Below are 16913 nucleotides of genomic sequence, written 5' to 3'. Positions count from 1 at the left end.
TTAATGATTAATCTAAAAATCCTTGTAACAACCAGTCAGCAAGTACTTGTCGGTTTTTTGGAGAAAGGATTCTTTCCTGGTCTTTAGGGTTGCGAATATTGGCGAGCTCAATGAAAATAGGATCAGGTTGAGAAGCACGAATTACATAGAGCGGTCTGGTGGAAATATCTCCATTATAATCTCTTCCTTGGAATTCTTGATATTTTTCTGTAAACACTTTTTGAAGATCTTTAGCTTTTCTTTTACTTTTCTTACTATCAGCTTGATAGTAAAAGAAAACATCTTGTCTGTTTTCTTCCGGCTGCGAATCAATGTGTATCGAAACCATCCATTGCTTTTTAAATCCTTCTAATTTATGTTCGAGGTATAGTTGATTTACTTTTACCATCCCTTGTCTTAGTCTTTTCTTCTGGCTAATTGGCATTTCTAGCCCGCCCATTACCTTTTCATCTTCATCACAATCCAGATAGCGTTCATCACGTATACCATCATTTTTATCCTGAACAATGATATGAACAGTTGCGCCACGTATAATTAAATTTCGCGCTAACCTGAGACTTACATCGTAGGCATATTCATCTTCACAAATTGTGTGACTGTTGGGCAGTTTTGCTAAAGCGCCTGGATCTGGTCCACCGTGGCCGGGGACAATGTAAAATATTTGATCCTTTAATTCATCAGATTCAATTGGAACTTCACTTTTCTCTTTCCCAAACAGGGATACTTTTACCATTTTATTAGAAACTTTTCTGGTGAATGATTTGTCATTCACAGAGTTGTTTATTGGGCGTCTATTTGAGTTTTCAACTTGGTTAAATTCATTTTCAAAAAGCTCTTCATCTAATTTTGTATCTGCAACCAATATTCGTTTGTCTTGTGATTTTGGAGTCGAATTAAGAGCCTTAATAGGCTCAAGGGATAACGAATTACGCGTTGAAGCAAAATTTTTGTCAATTAGTGTATGCTTAGATTTCTGGCCAATTTCTTGTATTGGACAGCCTTCATAATACAATGGAATCCACAATTCTCTACTTGATTTATAATCTGATTTTTTCAATTTTGCATTAAACAAATCTTGGTTAAATTCTTGAATTGCCCTAGCTGTTTCATAGTTCGCAATGTCGACAGATGTTCTGATACTTTTTCCATCGTATTTAGACTTTAAAATAGGCAACTTGTAAGATTTGCCATTTTTCAATTCAGCCCCTGGTACCAGCTTGTTGATTTCATAAAATGCCTCGAGGTTGCATTTTTTATCTAATAGCTTATATGTTCTGAGAAGACTTAAAACACCTTGTCCTTTAGTTGCTTTGGCAGACAAATATTCTTTCCCCCGTAATTGGGCTGTCATTTCAATATGCAGGGTCAATAGGGTAACGACCAAGAGAAGCCTTTGAATCATATACAGTATTTAACACAAATATATGATATATATATAATATGTAATATCTTATTATATAGTAACATATAGATTAATTATTTTAGTAATGTATTGATTTGAATTTCAGTGCCTTATGTCTTCTTGATTTAATTTTTTCTTATTTTCCATATGCCAAGATTGAGTTACAACTGATAAGATTTAGATTACTTTTGCACTTAAATGAAGTCTTTTATTAGTTTGGTTCGTAAGGAGTTGGTGTATGAGTGGAGATCTCTTTATCAAATTGGGGGCGTACTTGCATTCCTCTTTGGAGTGAGTTATCTGATTTATTTTTTTTCTGGAGGAGCTAACCCTGAATTGTGGAATTTGTTGTATTGGTTAGTTTTTATGTTTTTATGTTTTTTTACTGGTTCCCGAGTGTTTGAAGAAGATACCCAAAGGTTTAAAATTATAAGTTATCAGCTTCTGCACCCCTTTAAGCTTTTTGCTGCAAAATCTGTCTACCTCTTTGTTTTACTAAATGTTCTTGGCGTACTCTTATGGAGTGTTTTAAGTTTACTCATTCCACTTTCGGAAAATGCATTATCAAACTGGTTAATTTTGTTGATATTTTTTAATACCGGAATGTCATTAATACTAACTTTTTCATCCTTTTTGGCCAGCCAGGGGCAAGGAAAAACTTTGTTGTTGACTGTGTTGGTGTTACCCTTAAGCTTTCCATTAATGGGTACAGCTTTTGAAACAGGGTTAAAAATTTTGAATGGATACGGATTTGATATTTATTTTTCGGGTTTGAGAATAATCATAGGTATAAATCTTTTTGTGCTGGCAATGATAATTTTTTTAGTTCCCTTAACATGGAAAAACTGATTTATGATTTTTAAAATTCATTGGTGGAAATACTTGGGGATCTTATTGTTGGTCTATGTCTTGTTTGTTGGTATCTTGAATCCTTTGAAACCAGGTATTTATGACTTAGAACCCAATAGGTTTATAACTAATCAGCAGGTGAATATTAAAGTAAAAGGATACAATACGAATTTTACAAAAGGGAGTGTTATATCTTATTTAAAAACCGGAAATTCATTTTTACTGAAGGCTTCACAAGTTAATATAATTAATGACACTGATTTGGAGACAGTTTTTGATTTGCCTCCACATTTACCAGGTAAGCTAAATTTGGTACAATGTTCTTTTATAATAGATTCGGATTTTGATGGAACCAGTGTGCTTCCATCAAAAATAATTCTTAGCCAAGATTCTATTAATGAAATTGCGGGAAATTTATCCTGGACATTGACAAAAAGTCCTGGTTTCCATATTAAACACACCTCCAGATTTCCTTATAGAAACATCCTTTACGAAACTATCAGAAACACCTTTTTTCATGTTTCGTTGTGGTTTGCAATGTTCTCTATGTTGATGGTCTCTGTATATTATGCGATTAGATACTTGAAGACCCAAAACAGAGATTTTGATCTTCGATCATCGTCTCTGGTAAAAACAGCGATGCTGTTTGGGGTTTTAGGTTTGGCTACCGGTTCATTGTGGGCGAGGAATACTTGGGATACATGGTGGACCAATGACATCAAGTTGAATATGTCGGCTTTATCCATGCTCATCTATTTTGCATACCTCATTTTGCGATCTTCAATCGAAGATCCTGATAGAAGAGCCCGGATTTCCGGAGCGTATAATATTTTTGCATTGGTTGCAGTTGTTCCTTTGATTTTTGTTCTTCCCAGGCTTACTGACAGCTTGCACCCTGGAAATGGAGGAAATCCTGCTTTTGGTTCGGACGACATGGACAATGTACTCAGATTGGTATTTTATCCTGCTGTTATCGGATTCAGTATTCTTGGTTTTTGGATGGCCCAACTACAATACAGACTGGATCGGTTAAGTTCGGTTTTAGATGATCAAGAAGATAAATAATATCCAAATATTTCTTTTTTTAGAATTTTAAACTCAATTTCGCGTTTAGATTATGGAAAAAATTAGAATGCTACTTACGTCAATACTTTTTTGTCTCTTTTTAGTAATCGGACAAGCCCAAGGTCAGGATTTTATGAGAAGCACCGGTAAGATCAATGTAGTATTTGGGGTTATTTTCATAATATTTTGTGGAATTATTGTTTTTTTAATATTATTGGACAGAAAGCTTAGTAAACTTGAAAATAGAATTAACCATGAGTGATATTTCAGCAAATTCATTTTTAGATAGTGTAAATAGAAATTTTGACCGTGCAGCTGGTTTTACTGATATACCAAAGGGAATACTTGCACAAATTCGAGCTTGTAATGCAGTCTATGAGATTCGGTTTCCGGTAAGAATTGGTGATGAAATTCAAGTGATTGAAGCTTATAGAGCACAACACAGTCACCACAGATTACCAACAAAAGGTGGAATTCGGTACAGTCAGCATGTGAATAAAGACGAAGTAGAAGCTCTTGCCGCTTTAATGACTTATAAATGTGCAATTGTGGATGTTCCTTTTGGTGGGGCCAAAGGTGGGGTTAAAATCAACCCATGGCAGTATACAGAAGATCAGCTGGAACGCATAACCAGAAGGTATACAACAGAATTAATCAAAAAGAATTTTATCGGTCCGGGGATTGATGTTCCCGCTCCAGATTACGGAACTGGGCCACGGGAAATGGCTTGGATTCTGGATACATATGTAACTTTCAAAGGAGGAGAAATTGATGCTTCAGGATGTGTTACAGGTAAACCCGTAAATCAAAATGGAATAAGAGGCAGAAACGAAGCAACTGGTCGAGGCGTATTTTATGGGTTAAGAGAACTTTGTGAAACAGAAGGAGCAATGACGAAGCTGGGTCTTACTAAAGGACTTAAGGGAAAGACAGTAGTAATTCAGGGAATGGGTAATGTTGGTTCTTTTTCAGGTATTATCATGCAAGAAGAAGGAGGGGTAAAAGTGATAGGAGTAGCAGAATATGAGGGTTCCATACATGACCCAAATGGAATTGATATTAAAAAACTACTGGAATTTCGTAAAGAAACAGGTTCGATTCTAAACTTTCCTGGAACGAAGACATTGGAAAGAAGAGATTCAGCATTAGAACTTGAGTGTGATATTTTGATACCCGCTGCGTTAGAAAGCCAAATTACTGTTGAAAACGCGTCTAGAATTAAAGCTAAGATTATTGGGGAAGCTGCAAACGGTCCGGTAACCGCGGATGCTGAGGAAGAATTAGTTAAAAGAGGAATTTTGATTGTTCCAGATATGTACTTAAATGCAGGTGGGGTAACAGTATCTTATTTTGAATGGTTAAAAAATTTGTCCCACATGCGATTTGGAAGGATGGAAAAAAGATTTGATTCCAATCTTTATTCCAAACTTGTTGAAACCGTTGAGAATTTATCTGGAAAGACCATAAGTGCCAAAGAAAAGCAATTTCTTACACATGGCGCTGATGAAATAGATTTGGTCAGGTCTGGATTAGAGGAGACCATGGTTACCTCTTTTCAACAAATTTGGGAAGTTTATAGTACGAGACAGGACATTGGTAGTTTAAGAAATGCAGCCTTTGTTGTGGCGCTCGAGAAGATTTCAAACGATTATGCCAATCTTGGTATATTTCCTTAGAGATTTTCATTGTTATAGCTTCCTAATTCACTGCCAACATAATATTTGAAAAAACCATAGTTAATTGTTAATATTTCTTTAATTAAGAGGTTTTTCAAAATAATATTCTACTTTAGCATCGTTAATAAGATGATTTCAGTGAAATATTCTAAAGATTATTACAATGGTTGAAAAACTTGATAAAATAGACGTAAAGATTCTTAATTTACTTCAGGAAAATAGTAAAATTACCAATCTAGAGCTTTCAAAGAAAATTGGATTGTCCCCAGCTCCGACACTCGAGAGGGTGAAAAAGTTGGAGCAGACTGGCGTTATTGAGAGTTATCATGCAAAGATCAATCCCCAGAAAGTTGATTTGTCCATTAGTACATTTGTTTTGGTTAATGTAAAGTGGAGTAAAGAAAATGCTCTAGCAAGCTTTATTGAACGCATAAAGAGTATTAATGAGATTATTGAATGTTTTGTAATAACAGGAGATGCCGACATATTAATGAAGGTAGTTTGTAAGGATATGCAGAGTTATGAAGCCTTGCTTTTTAAGAAATTGTCTCAAATTGAAGAAGTTGAAAGGCTTAAAACCCTTATGAACCTTTCAATAATAAAAGAGAATCATTTACTGCCAATTGAAATTGAGTAATTTTTAAAGGACTTTGCAGAGTCCTCATATTTAAATTATGGTGCGTCAGTGCTCCTTACTTTGGGAGTTTAATAATGGTAATTCAGGTTCAGGTTATTTGTTTGGTTCAATTCACATTAATACTGAATTTGTACATTCTCTTCTTGCCAGTTTAGAGCCATACATAAAAGGTGTAGATATTGTTGCTACTGAAATTCACCTTGATGAGGTTCATCAAAATTTAAATCCAAAATACTTTTCTCTACCTTCAGGTAATTCATATCAAGATTATTGGTCTTTTTCCAAGATAAAGAAGTATGAGTTATTGATACAAAAAAGTCTGGGCTTTTCCTTGCAAGACCACTGTCATTTAAATCCAATAATTCTCTTGAATTTGTTGTCATTAAAGATAACCCAAAGCAATTTGGAGTCTTCCAATTTTGATGAGTTAATATGGGATTATTCTAAGGGGATAGGAAAAGAAATGTCCGGGCTGGAAGATATAAATTATCATTTTGATCATTTACTAAAGATGACCATTCTGGAACAATTCAAAATGTTAGATAAAGCTCTCAGGAATATTAAATTGTGGAGAAGACAATTGACAAAATTATTAGAACTATATAATCTTCAAGAGACTCCAAAAATATACCAATCAACTAAGAGACGCTTGGGTAAGTTGCGAAAACCATTTTTATATGAGAGAAATCAAACAATGGTAAATGCTTTAGATGATTTGTTGAAGAGAGGCAGCGTATTTGCTTCTGTAGGGGCATCGCATTTTGATGGTCAATTTGGGATGCTTAAATTATTGAAAGATAAAAACTACAAGCTAAGACCAGTGATTCTTAAACATTCCGTATAAAATTTGGTTTATTAACCATATTGTCATTTGCATGCGTTTTATAATTTGCCTCACTTTTTTTTTAACTTTAATTTCAGCTTCTCAAGCTCAAAAAAAGTTTACAATAAATGGGTACTTAACGGAGAAGTCAACAGGAGAATCACTAGTCGGAGCAAATGTGTACTTAAAAAAAAATCCTGCAGTTGGAACTGTGTCAAATAATTATGGCTTCTATTCCATTACTTTGAATGAGGGGTTTTATGATCTTGTAATTTCATATACGGGATATAATAATATTGATCTAGCACTTGAATTAAGATCTGATACAACTATCCAAATAAAACTTAGTGAAGGTGTATTGATGGATGAAATTGTAATCACCTCTGATGAACTTAAGAAAAATTTGGAAAGTAATGAGATGGGGACAATTGATCTCAGTGTAGAAAGTATCAAAAGACTCCCTGCATTGTTAGGGGAAATTGATGCGCTTAAGGCACTACAACTTTTGCCTGGGGTCTCCTCTGCCACTGAAGGCACTGCGGGATTATATGTAAGGGGAGGAGGGCCTGATCAAAATCTTGTATTGTTAGATGAAGCTGTGGTTTATAATACTGGTCACTTGCTTGGCTTTTTTAGTGTTTTTAATTCTGATGCAATTAGAAATACTCGGTTAATAAAAGGAAGTATGCCAGCAGAATATGGAAGTCGAATATCCAGTGTTATTGATGTTCAAATGAAAGAAGGAAATGATGAATACTATAGCATTGATGGAGGTGTTGGATTAATATCTTCGAGGATAACAGCCCAAGGACCTGTTCGAAAACACAAAAGCTCATTTATTTTATCGGCCAGAAGAACATATGCACTGGATCTGGCACAACCGTTTATTAATCAAACTAATTTTGCCGGTACAAATTATTATTTCTATGATTTGAATACTAAAATTAATTTTCGTTTTTCTAAAAAAGATCGGTTATATTTAAGTGGATACTTTGGTAGAGATGTGTTTAAATTTAAAAGTGGAGAGAGGGCATTTTCGGTTGAATTGCCATATGGAAATGCGACAAGTACACTTCGCTGGAATCACATTCTCAAAGAGAACCTATTTGCCAATTTTTCAATGATATATAATGATTATAATTTTCAATTAAATGGTGGGCAGGAAGAATTTCAGGTAAGATTAAATTCAGGGGTCAGGGATTTCTCAATAAAATCTGATCTTGATTATTACCCAAGTCCATCTCATCATATAAAAACGGGATTGCGGCATACTTATCACCAGCTTACTCCAAATATAGTTAGTGCAACTAATGGTGAAGTTGAGTTTAAGTCAAACTTGACTAAGAAATTTGCCCATGAATCTGAATTGTATTTATCAGATGATTGGAAATTAAATTCAGGATTGAGTGTAAATTATGGTTTAAGATTGTCCGCTTTCGTTTTTTTGGGCCCGTACAAAAGTTCATTACAAAATATTGATTTCGAAAAGGGCCAAATTGTAAAAACTTATTTTGTTCCGGAGCCTAGATTTGTTTTTAATAAAAAATTAGATAAAAATTCCTCCTTGAAAGGAGGATTTACTTTAGCGAGTCAATATCTTCATTTGGTAAGCAATTCTGGAAGCACACTGCCTACTGATATTTGGGTACCAAGTACTGAATTGGTCAAACCACAAATAGGATTGCAATACGCTCTTGGTTACTTTAGGAATTTATTTAGTGACCAGATAGAATTTTCAATTGAAACCTATTTTAAAGATTTGAGAAATCAGATTGACTACAGAGAAAGCTATGTAGAGATGTTTTCATCTGAAGTAGAAAATGAATTTGTGTACGGTAAAGGACGCGCTTATGGCATTGAGGTTTTTATTCGGAAAAAGAAGGGAAGGTTGAATGGCTGGGTTGGCTATACTTTGTCAAAAACAGAAAGATGGTATGATGGAATTGAAAATGGGCGTGTTTTTCCTGCAGTTTTCGACAGGCCGCATGATCTGGTTGTGGTAGGTAGCTACCAAATTTTTAAAAATTGGCAATTATCTTCCACTTTTATATACGCGACAGGTAGAGCATATACGCCTATTCAAAGTTTATTTATTATAGACGCTCGTCCTAATGTAGAATATGGGCCTCGTAATAGTGCACGTTTAGAAGATTATCATAGACTTGATTTATCGGTTGCTTACGACAATAGAGATAATCACAAAAAGCGCTTTCACAGTAGTTGGGTTTTTTCCATCTATAATTTATACAACAGAAGAAATCCATTTTTTATATACACTGATTTGAATTCAAATATATTAACAGGAGATGCAAAGGCAAGGGCGGTTAAAGTTTCAATCTTTACCTTGATTCCTTCTGTTGTTTGGAATTTCTATTGGGACAGTAATAAATCTACATCGAAATGAGATTATCTTATTATTTGTTATTTATATCAGGGCTTTTGATGATGCTATTGATTTCATGTGAAGAAGAGTATATTCCAATTACTTCCTCAGATCAACAAAAAATTGTAGTAGAATCTTATATTGAGAAGTCTGAGGAAGGAATACCACCCTATGTAATTTTGACTAAGTCTTTACCATTCTATTCAGAATTTGGAATAAATATTTTAGAGCAGCTTTTCATCCATGATGCAAAAGTTTTAATAAGTACTGATCAACAAAAAATCGAGCTAACAGAAATATGCATTGATGATGTACCAGTTGAGGTGCGTGAATCGTTGGCTAAACGATTTGGTTTAAATTTAGACAGTACAGCAGTTAATTTTTGTGTGTACATTGATGTGCTAAATCAATTAAACATTTCAGAGGGGGTTGAATATGAGCTTAACATTTATACCAGTATGGATTCAGTTAAGTCAAAGGCATTTATTCCTGCACTTAATCCAATAGATTCTATTTGGTTTGATGTTGTTCCCGGAAAGCCACTTGATAGTTTTTTACAGTTGTTTTGCAAGATACAAGATAGACCGGTTGATCGTGATTATTATAGGTATTTTACGGCCGGGGAAGGGGAGGCCTTAATCCCAAATTTTAGTTCAGTAACTGATGATTATTTTTTTAATGGGCAAGCTTTCAAATTTACTTTACAAAAAGCAATGCAGCCTGGTGAAGATTTTAATGAAACCTCCGGATATTTTAGAAAGGGGGACAGTATTGAAATTAAGTGGTGCGGAATTGAAAAAGCGCAATTTGAGTTCTGGAATACCCTGGAGGTCAGTCGGACCCGTCAAGGACCTTTCTCTTCATATGTCAGAATTGATGGAAATATTTCCAACGGCTTAGGTATCTTTGGTACACAAAATTGTAAATATTATAAATTGGTTGTTCCTAATTAAATATGGAAAAGAAGTCTGAAATTCTTATTAGGGTTACCCTGGATCAGGAAAATATTCCCTCAGAAATTGAATGGAGTGCGCAGGATGCAGGAGCTGAATCACTTTCTCCTGCAAAAGGAATTTTACTGTCAATTTTCGAAAAAGATAGTTTGGATACGCTCAAGCTTGATTTGTGGACCAAGGAAATGCAAGTAGTTGAAATGGATAGATTTATGTTTCAAACATTAAATGCTCTTAGCGATACTTATTTAAAATCTACAAATAATGTTCAATTAGCAGGAGAATTTAAGCAGTTTGTTCATTATTTTGGAGAGCGGACTGAAATTATATCTCCAGGTAATTAGTTCTTTTTGATGCTTTCGGAAGAAAATCGGCATAATATTCTTTTTAGATTGACTGCATTGTGGGGTTTAGTTGAATCTGGATTGGGTGGATTTTTACACGCTTTCAAAATTCCATTTTCAGGAATTATATTGAATGGATTCTCCGTTAGTATTTTAACTTTTATCTTCTTTTATTCAAAGTCGCCGGTTAAAACAATACTTACTAGTTTATTGCAAGTAGCCATTATAAAGATTTTATTAAGTCCTCACACTCCACCTACCGCTTACTTGGCTATTTGTTTTCAGGCTTTTTTATCTATTCTAGTGTATTCTATTTTTTCCATAAATTGGTTTTCTATTTTTTTTGTTACTTTAATTTCTTTCCTAGAGTCAGCCTTTCAAAAAGTCATCACACTTACAGTTTTTTATGGAATGAATTTATGGGGGGCATTGGATATTTTTGTAAACAAGACCCTTTTAAAAATTTTCAATTTGAAAATATTTAATGGAAGTATTTATTTACTTGGCTTTTATTTTACGATTTATTCAATTTCTGCATTATTAGTTTCGATATTAATCTTTCGATTGTGGAAAAATAATAATAGAGTCACCGATCATGATTTAATTGATTTGAAAGAATTATACGGTGAATTTGATGAGCCAATAAAGTTTTCTTCTAATAATAAGATTTACTACTTTGTTTTTATCCTTTTGTTTATTATCTCAGTTTTTACGTATTTTGTGCCAGAGCACAATAATTTATATTTTGTTCTGGGTTATCTTTTGAGGACATTAGTCATTCTAATATTTTGGTTTGTTGTTCTTATTCCACTTGCAAATCAAATGATCTCACGTTTTTTAAAAAGACAATTGGATAGGCGGCAGACCGAAATCGATAAATTCATAGAGTATTTACCCAAATTAATGAAGCACCTTTATTTTATTTGGTTGGAATCAACTGGTATGCCTACATATAAGAGAATAATTAGGTTGACAAGCCAAACGTTCATTTTAGTTCTTTATTCAAAGTAGTTTTTTTCAGTCTCTGTTCGAATTATAAAACTTAAGGTGATTCTTCAGGTTTTTGCAATTGATAATAAAGATTGGGATTAGCAATTGAGGCTGTTCTGATATTCTAATAAATCTGCTGTGGTATTGATCCCTTTTAGATTTATATTATTATTAATTATGTTTATTTCGCTTTTTAATAAGACATCTAATGCAGATTTGCGACCATTATAGTATTCATTTAAAAGCATACTAAAAATTTTATTCTCATAAACAGTGAAAAGCGGAAAGGGTAAATTGTTTTCGTTATTTAGGTAGCAAGTTGCCATTTTGTTTTTATCTCTTAATGTTGATAATGTTTTGATATTGTCTTCATTCAGATTTACAAGGTCACATGCTACAACTAATATTGATTCTGTAGGGAATTTCTTTATTCCGGTTATAATTCCAGACATGGGGCCTTGATTTAATTCTTCATCCAAAATCGCATTTTTAATTTTATACTTGAGTTTTTGTTCCAATGTACATGAAATATAAACATTTGAACAAATAGGGTTCAGCATATTTTTCCACCACTGAAATAATGGTTTATTTCCTTTTTGGATATTCATTTTGTCGAATCCAAGTCTTGAGCTTAACCCACCACACAATACAATTCCAATCATATTAGGTTAAATCAATTCGATAGGCAGCTGAGTAAATATTCATTTTATTGTTTTTCAAAAATCCCACTAAAGTCAATCCAAGACTTTCAGCTAATTCGATTGCTAAAGAACTTGGAGCACCCACTGAACAGATTATAGGAATTCCTAAACACATTGCTTTTTGAACTAACTCAAAGCTTGCACGGCCAGAGAGTATCAATATATGTTCAGACAATGGTATAGTTTCATTTTTGAGACACCATCCTGCAACTTTATCTAATGCATTGTGACGACCAACATCTTCAGCAAAGAAAATCAAATTATGATCTAAGTCAAAAACACCACAGGCATGAATTCCACCTGTTAGATGAAATAACTTTTGTTCTTTTTTCAATATTTCAGGAAGCTGCCCCAATGTAAATGGGTTTATAGCCCCCGGAAGTTTCTTTGGAATAAAGTGACTATTAGTCATGGCTAGATCAATAGCTGTTTTTCCACAAACTCCGCAACTAGAAGAGGTGTAAAAGTGTCGATTCAAATTTACAATTCTATTGTTCAATTTGGGATTCAGTTCAAAAATTATTGATTGATGAGTAATATCATCACCTGAACAATTCATTCTTTGGTCAATAGAAAGTACGTCAAATTTTGAATCAATGATTCCTTCATTAAAAAGAAAGCCAAGAGCAAGTTGCTCATCCTGACCAGGGGTTCTCATTGTTATTGAAATGGTCTTGAAAACAGTTCTGTTTTCTAATTTTAACCTAACTATAATTTCTAAAGGCTCTTCTGCCGCAACGTTATCATACTTTTGGGTTGAAAGGCCATTCTCCCAATAAATAATTGCTTTTTTATTAATTTCCAAAGCAGACATGTTACAATAGCCTGTTAGCCAATGGATTCGGAAAGTTTAATGTCTCATCTTCAAATTCTCTTGGTTGGAGACATTGGAAATCTTTCTCAACCAGGATGAAAAGTTCACATTCCTGGCTCAAGGAGAATCTTTCACTGAAACCAACTTTTTCGGACAGAATCCAATCATCTGCAAGTTGTTGAGGGATAAACAGTCTTAAATGATTATTTGCATAGCTAAGATCAATTTTGGAGCCTTTAGTCTGAATAATTGAGTAAGAAAAATTATCCCCACTTTTCGGGCCAAATGGAATTGAAACACTGACTAATTTTGAATTATTCAGACAATCTATATCCTCCTTGCTAAGACGGAATCTAATTGAATTTGTGTTAAACCTGAGTTTCATTGATTTTGTAATTATTACAAAAATACCACACTAAAGGTTCATGCCAATGATAAAAAGCTTTTCCAGCTATTTGTTGATTTAATAACAGAGTTTCAAAAGGAGGATGAAATGATTTGAATTTGACACAAATAAGATTGCTTTATTAAATTTATTTTTTGATTAATTTTAATTAATCATTGTATTAAGTTACAGAAATTCAGATGGTTAGAAATTTTACTTGTTTGGTTGTATAGATATTTTTCATATAAAACTTTATTATATATGTGAATTATGAATAATTTTGTACCTTTGAACAACACAATTGAATTTCCCGACCAAGATCCCATTTTTCGGATTTCCATCTTCCCTTTATTTTGAATTTAATAAACATGATTTTATGTTGAATAAATGTTTTTTGTGGGTATTTATGGTAGGTTGGATAGGACTTCAAGCCCAGGATGTTCATTTTTCTCAATACTATTACAATTACCACAACCTTTCGCCGGCTTTAATAGGACATTTTGATGGTGACCACCGTTTGACTGTAAATTATCGCAATCAGTGGCTTTCGGTTCCTGTCCCTTATATGACGGTAAGTTTATTATATGATACTAAGATTAATTTACCTAATAATGGAGGTCAAATCAATCTTGGGTTTGGTTTGGATTATGATAAAGCAGGAGACTCTAAACTAAATATGAGTAAACTCCTTCCTAATATTGGTTATTCCAGGTTATTTGGTAAACGCCACTTTGCGAATGTTGGGATAAGTCCTTCTATAGCTCAGAGAAGATTAGGGACTGAAAAATTAAGGTGGGACGTCCAATGGATAGGAGATAGATTCGATCCAAAAGTTTCTTCTAGAGAGACTTATGCCACCAGTGGAGATTTCTTTTTGGATCTTGGGGCTGGGGGATTATATGAATTTGCTTTAACCAAAAGGTCCAGAATAATGATTAATGGGGCCATATTTCATTTAAACAAACCCAATCAAAGTTTTTATTCAGCAAACGGCACTAAATCTCTATTACCTTATAGATATTCCGGTTCAGGGCAATTGAATATTGGAGTTGGAGGATTTTTGGATTTAATAATCGGCGCAAATTATCAATCGCAAGCAGATTATAAAGAAATGCTGGGTTCCGGAATGGTGAGAATTTATTTGAACCGCACTCCAGGGCAAGTTTTAAATGTACTCTTGGGATGTAATGTTAGAGTAGATGACGCAATTATACCCAATTTAGGTATTGAGTGGAAAAATTGGTTAATCTCAGGAAGTTATGACATGAATACTTCTGCATTTAAATCAGCAACAAATAAAAGAGGGGGGCCTGAATTGGCTGTGCAATACGTTTTTAAAGGTGTAAAGCCTATAGGTATCTATAAAAAGTGCCCTATTTATTAATATTAAATAATTTGACTGTGCCCAACAAAATAATTTTACTTTATATTTTTACGTGCATTTATGGTAGCATTTCCTATGGTCAGAATTATCCTTCATTTCAATCATATTGGGTGCCAATTACCGAAAATATTCAGGAGGACAACCATTATGAAGCTTATTATTTAATTGGCGAGGCATTGAAGTATAAATTAAGTGAAGATACCTTGCATTTTCTAGCAGGGAAATCAGCAATGGCCTTAAACGCATATTCAAAAGCTGAATCCCATTTTAAGGCTCTTTTAAAGTCAGATTTTGAGGAACGACATCCAGAAATTGATTTTTATTTAGCTGAATTACAATACAGCCAGGGTCGATATACGGAAGCTTTGGTTTCCTACCAGGCCTACTTGGCAAAATCAGAAGAAGAAGAAATTAATCACATTCTTTCACAACATCGTCTTGACCAAGTAAGGTGGGCTAAGAGTCATCTGAATACCAAGGATCCATTAATTAAGATGAAAAAAATGGAGGGTGGAGTTAATACCAAAGAAAGTGAATCGGGCCCTATGGCTTCAAGAGGGGATTTGTATTTTTCAGGATTGAGAATGGATCCAAAATTCAAATCATCGTCTAAAGGAAAACCTAAAGGTAAAATATTCAAGTATAATGAAAAAAGTGGGGTAACTGATACTCTTGAGACAGGCCTAATTGAAGCAAATACCTTTGTTGCAAATCCAAGTTTTTCTTCAGATCGGACAAAATTCATTTACAGTCAATGTAATTACAAAGAGGGTACTACTAATATTGAATGTGAGTTGTATTTCAAGGTATTCGAAAATGGAAAATGGAGTAGGCCAATAAAATTTCCTGAAGAAGTAAATCAGAAAAATTATTCATCGACACAGGCAAGTATTGTTAAAGACAACCTTACGGGCTTGGATCGATTGTACTTTGCCAGTAATCGACCAGATGGAAAAGGTGGATATGATGTATACACTGTTTTAATCAGGGATGATGGAAGTTGTTCTGCTGCAGAAAATCTGGAAATAATAAATACTCCTGGTGATGAATATTCACCTTATTATTCAACCAAATCAAAGAGCCTTTACTTCAGTAGCAATTATCATAATGGGTTTGGCGGATTAGATGTTTTTAAGTATAGTTGGAAAGGAAAGGATTCACTCAAAGTTGTTAATCTAGGACCATCAATTAACTCAAGCTATGACGAACTAAGTTACAGTACGATGACAAATGAAAAGTCTGCATACCTTGTGTCAAATAAACCTGGGTCAGCTTATGTCGATGAATTACTTCAGGCTTGTTGTTTTGATATTTATAAAGTAAATATTACACCTGCAACTGTCGAGCTCTTGGTAATAACAAAGGATGCATTTGATTCTCTTGAATTAACAGGCGTAAAATTGCAGTTAATAGATGTAACGGAATCGGATAGCTTGATTACTTCTCTTAACTTAGACGACCGGTCACAATTCAATTTTAAACTTGTTGAAGGTAGAAATTATAAGATAATAGCGTCAAGAGATGGGTATGAAAGTGACTCCATCAAACTTACCACCATTGATTTACCAAATTTCGATCAAATAAAACGAGAGATATTTTTAATAGAAAGGAAACAATTGAATGTGCTAACTTTTGAACGCACAACAAATGCTTGGCTTAAAGGAGTGAAAGTTGAATTATGGGATACTGATAAGAATGAACTTTTAAGGGAGATGACCAATCCTGATAGTAATTTTTTCAATTTTGAATTATTAAAGGGAAGAAATTATAAACTTTTAGCATCCAAAAAGAAGTATGAATCCGATATGATCACTATTTCTGCTAAAGAAACTGCTGCAGAAAAGTTACTGAACAGAAAAATGTTTTTGGAACTCAGTGCAATTGCTGAATTGAGAAAGCTGCTACCAATTAGACTCTTTTTTGATAATGATATGCCCAACCCTCGATCGGATTCAGACACCACCAATGTGTTGTTTTCGAAAATTTATAATGATTATGTAGCAAAGAAAGGTAAATACACTTATGAATTTACTCATATTTTGAAAGGACCGATTAAAGAAAAAACAATATTAGAAATTGATACATTTTTTGAGAAAGGAGTAAAAGCAAACGGAGATAAGCTTGAAATTTTTATGGATAAATTACAGATTATTTTGGAAGAAGGGCACGACATTGATATATTCTTAAAGGGATATGCATCGCCAAGAGCCAAGTCTGATTATAACCAAAAGCTATCTTCTAGAAGGGTCAATTCAATACGAAATGAATTTGACACCTATAATAATTCTTCATTTCATCCTTTTATAAAATCACAAAGTTTAAAAATAAAAGAAATACCTTTTGGAGAATCCATGTCAGGGAATGATGTAAGTGATAGTCTTGAAGATACCCGAAATTCAATATACAGTTTGAAGGCCGCGTATGAGCGAAGAGTTGAAATTCTGGAAATTCTTAAGGGCGTTGATGATCGAGGAAAATTATAATTAAGTTGAAAGAAATCTTATAAT

Annotated in this window: 15 protein-coding genes; 11 read left to right on the top strand and 4 right to left on the bottom strand. The window is 33.7% G+C overall.

What is annotated here, in order from left to right:
* Positions 1-7: 7 nt before the first annotated feature.
* On the bottom strand, positions 8-1402 hold the full coding sequence (locus tag IPJ53_11435; protein MBK7799720.1) for an N-acetylmuramoyl-L-alanine amidase: 1395 nt from the start codon (positions 1400-1402) through the stop codon (positions 8-10).
* Between the two features lie 198 nt (positions 1403-1600).
* Here IPJ53_11435 and IPJ53_11430 point away from each other — a divergent pair, with 198 nt between their 5' ends.
* The 9 genes from IPJ53_11430 to IPJ53_11390 all read left to right on the top strand — a co-directional run bounded on the left by IPJ53_11430 (position 1601) and on the right by IPJ53_11390 (position 11143).
* Positions 1601-2251: a heme exporter protein CcmB gene (locus IPJ53_11430; GenBank protein ID MBK7799719.1), complete on the top strand. Its 651-nt coding sequence runs from the start codon at positions 1601-1603 to the stop codon at positions 2249-2251.
* 3 nt (positions 2252-2254) lie between these two features.
* A complete protein-coding gene (gene ccsA, locus IPJ53_11425; protein MBK7799718.1) occupies positions 2255-3316 on the top strand; it encodes a cytochrome c biogenesis protein CcsA in 1062 nt (353 codons plus the stop codon).
* Positions 3317-3570: 254 nt separating this feature from the next.
* Positions 3571-4992 carry a Glu/Leu/Phe/Val dehydrogenase gene (locus tag IPJ53_11420; protein ID MBK7799717.1) on the top strand — a complete coding sequence of 474 codons (1422 nt, stop codon included), beginning with the start codon at positions 3571-3573 and terminating at the stop codon, positions 4990-4992.
* A gap of 163 nt (positions 4993-5155) precedes the next feature.
* Positions 5156-5629 (top strand): Lrp/AsnC family transcriptional regulator, encoded by a 474-nt coding sequence (locus tag IPJ53_11415; GenBank protein MBK7799716.1) that lies wholly within the window; start codon positions 5156-5158, stop codon positions 5627-5629.
* Positions 5630-5666: 37 nt separating this feature from the next.
* Positions 5667-6473 (top strand): TraB/GumN family protein, encoded by an 807-nt coding sequence (locus tag IPJ53_11410; GenBank protein MBK7799715.1) that lies wholly within the window; start codon positions 5667-5669, stop codon positions 6471-6473.
* A gap of 31 nt (positions 6474-6504) precedes the next feature.
* Entirely contained in the window at positions 6505-8856 is a 2352-nt protein-coding gene (locus IPJ53_11405; GenBank protein ID MBK7799714.1) for a TonB-dependent receptor, read from the top strand.
* The gene (locus tag IPJ53_11400) at positions 8853-9788 is read left to right on the top strand and encodes a DUF4249 family protein (GenBank protein MBK7799713.1); all 936 of its coding nucleotides are present in this window, start codon (positions 8853-8855) and stop codon (positions 9786-9788) included. The genes IPJ53_11405 and IPJ53_11400 overlap by 4 nt, the downstream gene beginning before the upstream one ends.
* Positions 9789-9790: 2 nt before the next feature.
* The gene (gene gldC / locus IPJ53_11395; protein ID MBK7799712.1) at positions 9791-10132 is read left to right on the top strand and encodes a gliding motility protein GldC; all 342 of its coding nucleotides are present in this window, start codon (positions 9791-9793) and stop codon (positions 10130-10132) included.
* Positions 10133-10213: 81 nt separating this feature from the next.
* Complete coding sequence (locus tag IPJ53_11390) at positions 10214-11143, top strand: hypothetical protein (protein ID MBK7799711.1); 930 nt, start codon at positions 10214-10216, stop codon at positions 11141-11143.
* A 77-nt stretch (positions 11144-11220) separates the two neighbouring features.
* Here the strand turns inward: IPJ53_11390 and IPJ53_11385 are convergent, their stop codons facing one another.
* The 3 genes from IPJ53_11385 to IPJ53_11375 are packed head-to-tail and all read right to left on the bottom strand — an operon-like array spanning position 11221 to position 13022.
* Positions 11221-11784 (bottom strand): molybdenum cofactor guanylyltransferase, encoded by a 564-nt coding sequence (locus IPJ53_11385; GenBank protein MBK7799710.1) that lies wholly within the window; start codon positions 11782-11784, stop codon positions 11221-11223.
* Position 11785: 1 nt separating this feature from the next.
* Positions 11786-12637 (bottom strand): formate dehydrogenase accessory sulfurtransferase FdhD, encoded by an 852-nt coding sequence (fdhD, locus tag IPJ53_11380; GenBank protein ID MBK7799709.1) that lies wholly within the window; start codon positions 12635-12637, stop codon positions 11786-11788.
* 1 nt (position 12638) lies between these two features.
* Positions 12639-13022 carry a hypothetical protein gene (locus IPJ53_11375; GenBank protein ID MBK7799708.1) on the bottom strand — a complete coding sequence of 128 codons (384 nt, stop codon included), beginning with the start codon at positions 13020-13022 and terminating at the stop codon, positions 12639-12641.
* Between the two features lie 376 nt (positions 13023-13398).
* On the opposite strand from IPJ53_11375, the gene IPJ53_11370 reads away from it, so the two are divergent.
* On the top strand, positions 13399-14406 hold the full coding sequence (locus tag IPJ53_11370) for a PorP/SprF family type IX secretion system membrane protein (protein ID MBK7799707.1): 1008 nt from the start codon (positions 13399-13401) through the stop codon (positions 14404-14406).
* A gap of 17 nt (positions 14407-14423) precedes the next feature.
* Positions 14424-16889: a PD40 domain-containing protein gene (locus IPJ53_11365; GenBank protein ID MBK7799706.1), complete on the top strand. Its 2466-nt coding sequence runs from the start codon at positions 14424-14426 to the stop codon at positions 16887-16889.
* Positions 16890-16913 lie beyond the last annotated feature (24 nt).

Source organism: Candidatus Vicinibacter affinis (assembly GCA_016714365.1).
Lineage (GTDB): Bacteria > Bacteroidota > Bacteroidia > Chitinophagales > Saprospiraceae > Vicinibacter > Vicinibacter affinis.
Note: the sequence above shows the minus strand (reverse complement) of the source record. Positions and strands in the feature narration are given on the sequence as shown.

What these genes read in the sequence shown, in the direction of transcription:
- IPJ53_11435 (MBK7799720.1), bottom strand. Translation starts at nt 1,402, where the DNA reads ATGATTCAAAGGCTTCTCTTGGTCGTTACCCTATTGACCCTGCATATT.
- IPJ53_11430 (MBK7799719.1), top strand. Translation starts at nt 1,601, where the DNA reads ATGAAGTCTTTTATTAGTTTGGTTCGTAAGGAGTTGGTGTATGAGTGG.
- ccsA (MBK7799718.1), top strand. Translation starts at nt 2,255, where the DNA reads ATGATTTTTAAAATTCATTGGTGGAAATACTTGGGGATCTTATTGTTG.
- IPJ53_11420 (MBK7799717.1), top strand. Translation starts at nt 3,571, where the DNA reads ATGAGTGATATTTCAGCAAATTCATTTTTAGATAGTGTAAATAGAAAT.
- IPJ53_11415 (MBK7799716.1), top strand. Translation starts at nt 5,156, where the DNA reads ATGGTTGAAAAACTTGATAAAATAGACGTAAAGATTCTTAATTTACTT.
- IPJ53_11410 (MBK7799715.1), top strand. Translation starts at nt 5,667, where the DNA reads ATGGTGCGTCAGTGCTCCTTACTTTGGGAGTTTAATAATGGTAATTCA.
- IPJ53_11405 (MBK7799714.1), top strand. Translation starts at nt 6,505, where the DNA reads ATGCGTTTTATAATTTGCCTCACTTTTTTTTTAACTTTAATTTCAGCT.
- IPJ53_11400 (MBK7799713.1), top strand. Translation starts at nt 8,853, where the DNA reads ATGAGATTATCTTATTATTTGTTATTTATATCAGGGCTTTTGATGATG.
- gldC (MBK7799712.1), top strand. Translation starts at nt 9,791, where the DNA reads ATGGAAAAGAAGTCTGAAATTCTTATTAGGGTTACCCTGGATCAGGAA.
- IPJ53_11385 (MBK7799710.1), bottom strand. Translation starts at nt 11,784, where the DNA reads ATGATTGGAATTGTATTGTGTGGTGGGTTAAGCTCAAGACTTGGATTC.
- fdhD (MBK7799709.1), bottom strand. Translation starts at nt 12,637, where the DNA reads ATGTCTGCTTTGGAAATTAATAAAAAAGCAATTATTTATTGGGAGAAT.
- IPJ53_11375 (MBK7799708.1), bottom strand. Translation starts at nt 13,022, where the DNA reads ATGAAACTCAGGTTTAACACAAATTCAATTAGATTCCGTCTTAGCAAG.
- IPJ53_11370 (MBK7799707.1), top strand. Translation starts at nt 13,399, where the DNA reads ATGTTGAATAAATGTTTTTTGTGGGTATTTATGGTAGGTTGGATAGGA.